The 7315-nt window shown below is 63.1% G+C and carries 4 protein-coding genes; all 4 read left to right on the top strand.

All coding sequences use genetic code 11. The features are described 5' to 3' along the window. The first annotated feature begins 496 nt into the window (after positions 1-496). The gene (locus tag AAFP05_RS06795; RefSeq protein WP_341729099.1) at positions 497-5140 is read left to right on the top strand and encodes a DUF6531 domain-containing protein; all 4644 of its coding nucleotides are present in this window, start codon (positions 497-499) and stop codon (positions 5138-5140) included. Between the two features lie 449 nt (positions 5141-5589). Continuing rightward, positions 5590-6699, top strand: a complete 1110-nt coding sequence (locus tag AAFP05_RS06790) for a hypothetical protein (protein WP_341729098.1) — start codon at positions 5590-5592, stop codon at positions 6697-6699. Positions 6700-6759: 60 nt separating this feature from the next. After that, a complete protein-coding gene (locus AAFP05_RS06785) occupies positions 6760-6912 on the top strand; it encodes a hypothetical protein (protein ID WP_341729097.1) in 153 nt (50 codons plus the stop codon). Between the two features lie 213 nt (positions 6913-7125). Beyond that, a partial coding sequence (locus AAFP05_RS06780; protein ID WP_341729096.1) for a hypothetical protein occupies positions 7126-7315 on the top strand: 190 nt, incomplete at its 3' end.

Below are 7315 nucleotides of genomic sequence, written 5' to 3'. Positions count from 1 at the left end.
CCACGATAAGCCCTCGGCTGTCGCTTCTCTCGGCCGGATCGTGTAGTTCTCGGGCTCGTGGCGGGCACTCAATCTCCACAATCCGGCGGGCTCTTGCATCTCCCAGCTCACGGAACGGTGTTGACAGTGCTTGATCCTCGCTCAGGGCTGGTCAGTCCAAACCACCCGACCTTGAGCTTGTAACATGATGCTGGCGCACCCCCAGTGCTCCACTCGCCAGTAGACAATGAGGAGCACGCCTTGGGCGACAATCTCGAGGGCATCGATGACGATGTCCGGTTCGACTTCGATGCAGCGGATACGGCCATCACTGACATCCGGAAGGCCGCAAACCGTTTGGAGAGCACTGCCGGCGTTCGCGCCGGGGCCGTAGCGACCGGCTCCAACCGGAAGCGCCGGCGCAGTATCGTCCGTCTCGGATGCCGCTCTGCTGCTCGCGTTGCAGAATGCCGGCGTCGAAGCTTCCCGCGGGTCGTTTGAGGTGCCCGCGCCGGGCATGATCGGCGGCGAACAGACCACCGGCTACACCAATGATCCGGTCAATTCCGCCACCGGCAATTTCATCGAGCCCGAGATCGATCTCAGCCTGAGCGATGTGAGCAGCCCGCTGCGATTGCGTCGCATGTACAACTCGGTGGACCCGCGCAGCGGTGCCTTCGGAAGGGGCTGGTCGTCCGATCTGGATATGGCTATCCACGTCGACGACGAGGGCGCCGACGCCCGGATGTGGGACGGTCGGCAGCTGCATTTCGCGCGCCAGAGTGAGGGCTGGGATCGTTGCTCGACCGCGAACTTCTGGTTGTCGGAAGAGCCGGTGGATCGTCTGCCAGCGCAACTGCAATCGGCAGCCGGTGCGAGCCACGCACTGGTCGTTCGGGACAACGAAGGCCGGTGGTGGGCGTTTTCGGCGTCGGGGCAATGGCTCGGCAACGGCTCGTCCACCTATGAATATGTGGTCGCCTGCCGTGACGCCTCGGGCCAGCTGAGCAGGATCAGCTATAGTCGCGGCAGCTGGTTGGGATTCGAGTGGCGCGGCCCGCGGGTCGTTGTCGCCGTCACCAGCGACGGTCGGCGTGCCGAGTACGAATACGAGCACGATCAGCTCCGTGGCGTGAAAACCCCGCTCGGAATCAGGCAGTATCTGCACGATGATGCCGGTCTGATCGAGCGGATCGTCAGCGCTACCGGTGAGGCCGAGGTCATCAACACCTACGATGCCGGCGCCAGGGTGATCCGGCAGCAATCCCCGTTCGGTCGCGTCACCCGATTCGCCTACCTGCCCGGCCGGGTCACCGTCGTCTCGGACGAGGACGGCAGCCGCTCCAATACCTGGATCGCCGATGCCAAGGGGCGGCTGATCGGGGTCGTCGACGGAGCCGGCAATAGGCAGAGCATGTCGTACGACCGATGGGGCAGTCTCGTCTCCGCCACAGCCCGCGACGGCAGGGTCACCGTTCACCTCTACGACGACCGTGGACGCCGGACCCGCACCGTCACCCCTGAGGGCGCCGATCTCACCTGCGGCTACGACGAGCACGACCGCGTCACCACCCTGGTCACCGCATCGGGTGGTGTCGTCTCCTACGAATACTCCGACGATGCTGCCCGCAATCCGTCGGTGCTCATCGATCCCCTCGGCGGACGCACCGAGATGGGCTGGCAGCGCGGACTGCTCACCGAACTGACCGATCCTGTCGGTGTAACGATGCGGTTCGGCCACGACGATCACGGCCGGCTGATCTCTACCGAGAACGCTGCCGGTCACCTGGCGCGCATCGAACGCGATGCTGCGGGACGAATCACTGCGGCCGTCTCACCGATGGGCGCACGCCACGAATTCGGGAACGACCCCGTCACCGGCCTGCCGCTGTGGCGCCGCGACCCGACCGGTGCTACCTGGCATTTCGAGTATGATGAGGCCGGCCGCCGCACCCGCACGATAGATCCCCTGGGCGCGGTAACCGAGACAGAATACGGCCCGGTCAACTCCGTCGCGGCGACGATCGATCCGCTCGGACGCACCACTCGTCGAACCTTCGACGATCTGGGTTTGATCGCCGGCCTCGAACTCCCGGACGGCTCCCGCTGGCAGTTCGGCTACGACGCCGTTTCGCGGCTGACCGAATCTGTCGACCCCGACGGCGGACGGTGGACGCGCGAATACGATGCGAACGGCGTGCTGACCAGGGTCACCGGCCCCACCGGTGCCGGCAAGGCCTTTTCTCTCGACCGCGATGAGCGCCTCATCGAGTCGGAATCGGCGACCGGCCAATCGTCCTTGGGCTTCGATGAATTCGGGCGTCCCACCACCACGACCTCGGTCACCGGTGCCGCCGAACTGCTCAGCTACGACGCCTGTGGTCGTGTCGTCGAGATGGTCGACGGCGAGGGTGGGCTCACCAGGCTGGTGCGCGATCTGAGCGGCAAAGTCATTGAGCGCATCGATATCGGCGGCCGCAGCACCTATCTCCGCTATAACGAGCTCGGTAAGCTCGCCGCGGTCAGCACCGCACTCGGCACGACCGGCTACGAATACGACCCTGATGGGCGGCTTGTCCGACGCACCCTCGCGAGCGGCGATTTCGAGCGCCTGGACTACGACGCCGCCGGGCGCCTCATCCGGCGCGAACGCCCCGGTGGCGCGGTCAGCAGCTACCGGTATGACAAGGCCGGACGCCTGATCTGGGCGCAGGACCCGATCTCCGGCAGCCGCCAATTCGGCTACGATGCCGCGGGCCAGGTCGTCCACGTGACCAACGGAGTCGGCGGCAGCACGCACTTCGAATACGACGCGCGCGGCCGTCTGGTCACGATCGTCGATCCGCTGGGCAATACGACCCGGCGCAGCTATACAAACCTGGATCGGGTCGACAGCATCACCGATCCCGCAGGGCGGGTGACCCAGGCGCGTTATGACGCCGCGGGGCGGATCATCTGGCAGCGTGAGCCCGACGGGCGGGAACTGTCCTGGGAGTATGACGAGGACGGTCGCCGCAAAGCGCATCTGGTCAACGGGCGCTATCTCACCCAGATCATCCGCGACCTGCGCTGCAATACCGTCACGCTGATCGATCACACCGGTGTGGGTGCTCCGCTGGAACACCACTTCGCCTGGAACCGTCGCAATCAGCTCATCGAGCACCGGCGCGGCGATGACGTCATGCGTTGGCGGTACAACGCCGACGGCACACGCGCGGGAATGACGACTGCCGACGGGTCCGAGATCGGCTACTCCTATACCGACGCCGGGCAGCTCGCCTCGATCGTGCATCCCCGGCTCGGTACCGCCACCTTTGAGTACGACGCCTTCGACCGGATGGTCTCCAGCCGGGCCGGTGCCACCACCCAATCGTGGGTCTACCGCCAAGGTCTGGTCACCGAGCGGCGCATTGGCGGTGCCGGCGGTGAGCGGTCGACCTCCTTCGAATACCACAATGGGCGAATCGGCCGGGTCCATCGCAGCACGGGTGAGACGATCGAGTACGGATTCGATGACGCGAACCAGCTGACCGGAATCACAACATCGAGGTTGACTCCGGAAGGCGTCGACGTGGGGCGCGAGACATTCGAGTACGACCTCGCCGGACGAATGGTGCGCCGCACGAACTCGACCGGCGACTGGGCGAGTTTCGCCTACGACGCGGCAAGCCAGCTCACGAGAATCATCGCGCCGCAGGGAACCAGCAGCTTCGAATATGACGCTGCGGGGCACCGCGTCCGCGAGCTGGCGCCGGACGGATCTGTCACCAGCTTCGACTGGAGCGACGCCGGCTGGCTGCGGGCGATCCGACGGTCATCCGGGGACGCCGAGCGCGTCACCGAGTTACGGGTCGACGGTCTGGGTCTGCTCTCGTCCGTCGACGGCAACCAGCTGCGCTGGGATACCGGCTCGGTCATTCCGGCTCTGGTGGGCATCAACGGCGACGGCGTGCAGGTCACGCCAAGTGGTTTGAGCGGGGTCGGCGGCGAATGGCTCGAGGCCGGCTGGCAATCCGGCCACATCACCCAGGCCACCAGCCCGTGGGCCCCGCAGCAGCATGAGATTCCGGGAATGCCCGAAGGTATCGGCCTCAGCTCCAGCGGTGGATTGAGCATCGATGGGCTGGAGTGGCTGGGGAGTCGCGTCTATGACCCGCGAACCTTCGGTTTCCTCTCGGCCGATACGATGCCGCCGATCCTCGGCTCCGGCTGGGCCGGCAACCCGTATTCGTATGCCGGGAACAATCCGGCGGCGTTCGCCGATCTGCTCGGATTCAGCCCCGTCACCGAGGACCAACTCAAGGCCTACCAGGCCGCTAATCAGAGTTTGCTGAGCCGTGCTGGCGACTGGCTCGCCGACAACTGGGTTGAGCTCGCCGCCGGTGTGGTTATCGTCCTGGCGACCGCGACCATGGGCCCGGCGGGGGCAGCCATCACCAGTGCTCTGATCTCGGCTGGCGCGAACGCGTTGCAGCAAGTCATCAATGGCGAGCCCTTCAGCTGGAAAGAAATGGCGCTTACTGCCGGAACCGGATTCGCTGGTGGATTGCTTGGTCCGTTTGTCGGAAAGCTGGTGCCGGCAAAGGTACCGTTTGGGCAGGTCGGAGCCGATGTTGTGACCGACACTGTGGTGGATGGAACCGGCAATGTCATTTCGCTCGGGATAAATGGCCAGAAAATTAATGGCAGCAGCGTTGTTTCAGCTTACGGGTCTGCGGCATTCTCGTCGGTTACGGTAAATTCTATCGGCCACGGTGTTATGAAGCTCAACGATATGGGGCCGTATGTGTCGACTGCTTCTCCCCTCGGGGGAGACTCGCCCATATCGACAGCAGGTGCTGCCGAGTTTGATATGCACGCGGCGAATACCACCCCGCTGGAGGTCATTACACCCAGCCCCCAGACCACTGTGACCGACGATCTGGTGACGTTGGTCACCGATGACAATCGGACGACATTCCGCAACAGCGATCAGGCCAACCCCTTCCCTGCTTCGATGAGTGACGCGCAGATCGAGTTTGATGCCTCCGACGTCGCTACAGGATCGGCCCCTTGGACGCCGGTCGATGGCGGATTCAACGTGTACGGCACGACTCAGCAGGGGCTCGATATTACCGTGGAGATTCGCGGTGATGAGATTACAGGGGCTTCCGTCCGGTGAGGGGTTTTTGGAGTTTTCCTGGTCTGGTGTGGCTGGTGCGCCAGACCAGGCCGCGAGCGCGAGTGTTCTTGGCGTTGATGCTGGCAGTGGTGTGCTCGTGGGTTGTAGTGGTGATTTCTGCAGACCCGGCTGTGGGGTTCGTTTTCGGTTGGCTTGGTTTCTGCGGCGGTCTTGGTTCCTTTGTGCGCCGGGATGCGAGTATGGGGCCGGTTGCCGGGGGTGTGGTGCTTGGAGGTCTGGGTAGTGCCGTAGTGGTGCCTCAGGGAGCCGAGGCCGTCTGGATTCTAGCGGTTGTGGGCTGGTTCTTGGTGGGCATGAGCGCTGGTAAGGCGGTGCGTGCGATGCGATTGCATCGGTTCCGGGTAGTGGCTCCTGTTGATTCTGGTGCTCATGAGGTGGTGTTGTGTTGGCAGCATCGCAGCAATGGGCGGTGGTTGCGGCTCCGGAATGTGACCGAGCAGATTGTTGATCCTTCCCCTGCTCAGCTGCGTGAGGCTTTTGATCGTATTGATGCTCTAAATGCTTGGGCGGTGAGTGTTACGCGGGGCGCTGATTGTTTGGAGTTGGTGAGTAGTCAGCCGGGCGATGCGGGGCTGTATCTGCGTCATGGTGGACGTTGGGAGACGTTGGTCCCGCTGAAGGGAACGCGAACAGCCGGGCATGGGGCCTGGGATCCTGCTGGCGCATGGTCGACCTTTGAGGCGTTTGCTCGTGGTGGGGCGCAGCCTGTTCCGGTGGTGTTCGCCGCAGGACGTCGGCCTTATCCGAGGTCGGCGTTTCGGGAGCTTGTGCGCGCGGATAGATATCGGCGTCGTGGTTGGGCTGAGACTGCTGCGATGTTGCGAGAGATTGCTGCTTCTTCACAGTCTGTGCCGGTGATGGATGTGCCGGCTTTGGTGTCGTATGGGATGGGGTCGGCTGCTAAGAGTGTTGAAACCACCGAGTATGTCAAGAACTACGAGGTTTATGAGCGTGAGGTACGGATCGAAGGATTGCTTGCTTCATGCTGCGCATTCTTTTTCGCTGCTTTCTTCATTGTGTTGCTGGTTGATTCTGATCGCCCTGTGATGAGTAATGGGAACCTGTTTATCGCATTGATTGGTCTGGGCTGGTTGCTTGTGGGAATCGGGATTGTTGTCGCCTTAGTTATTCGCGCGCAGCGATGGAAGAGATTTCGCCGGTCATCACCTGGGCAACTGCTTGTGAAAATCGCACCGCGCCGCATCTTCCGAATACGGTGGAGGAGGTCTGCTCCGAAAGATGGCTGTGACTATGGCATCGGCTACTGGGGGGAAGTCGTTTCTTCTGAATGCCCAGGCATTGAACCGGGCCAATCTCTTTACATGAGGTGCTACCCGGATTCGGCTCCCGATATTCATCGGCAGGGGCTTTACCGAATGACGCTTTCGGTGGCCTATGGCAGTCGCCGGGGTCGGGCCTGGGCAAGTGGCCAGATCGATGGCCTGTGGTGGCCGGTTACTTTCGAGCGGTCGAAGTCCAGCAATAAAAGTGAGCAGGCGAGGTATTTCCCCTACACTCCTCATCTGACAGAGCGGTGACAGCATATGGCTGATTCGCGCATAGGCTCGTTGCCCTGTGAACGAGGTATCTTCACTTCGATGAGTCAGACGGAGATTGAGTTTGCGGCTTCTGACGTGGCTCCGTGGACGCCGGTCGATGGCGGATTCGACGTGTACGGTGCGACTCAGGAGGGGCTCGAGATCACCGTGGAGATCCGCGGCGATGAGATCACGGGGGCTTATACGCGGTGAAAAAGCTGTGGAGTGTGACCGGGCTTGTCTGGTTGCTGCGCCAGACACGTCCGCGTGTCCGTATTCTGCTGGCGGCGATCGTTGGGGCAGGGCTTGGGCCCGTGGGCAGATCGCTGACCTGTGGTGGCCGGTCACGTTCAGTCGCTCGAAGAGCGTTAACAAGCGTGAGTACGTCCGGTATTACCCCTTCACACCCCAGCTCACGGAACGGTGATGACAGTGGTTGATCCTCGCTCAGGGCTGCTGGCTTTCGAGCCTCGTATCCGCACCCTCGGCTTCCTGAATGCTCCTGCGCAAGAGGTCAGCGCGGCAGTGGACGAACTGTGCGCCGCGTCCGGGCTGGCCGCAACAAGCGATGAGCCGGTGGGCTCGTTGACCGAGGCCGTGGACGCGATGCACGCCA

Source organism: Brooklawnia sp. (assembly GCF_032229645.1).
Lineage (GTDB): Bacteria > Actinomycetota > Actinomycetes > Propionibacteriales > Propionibacteriaceae > Brooklawnia.
This window is presented reverse-complemented; position numbering and strand designations above follow the sequence as displayed.

Bases quoted from the DNA above. Each gene is read 5' to 3' on its own strand.
- AAFP05_RS06795 (WP_341729099.1), top strand. From the start codon at position 497: ATGATCGGCGGCGAACAGACCACCGGCTACACCAATGATCCGGTCAAT.
- AAFP05_RS06785 (WP_341729097.1), top strand. From the start codon at position 6,760: ATGAGTCAGACGGAGATTGAGTTTGCGGCTTCTGACGTGGCTCCGTGG.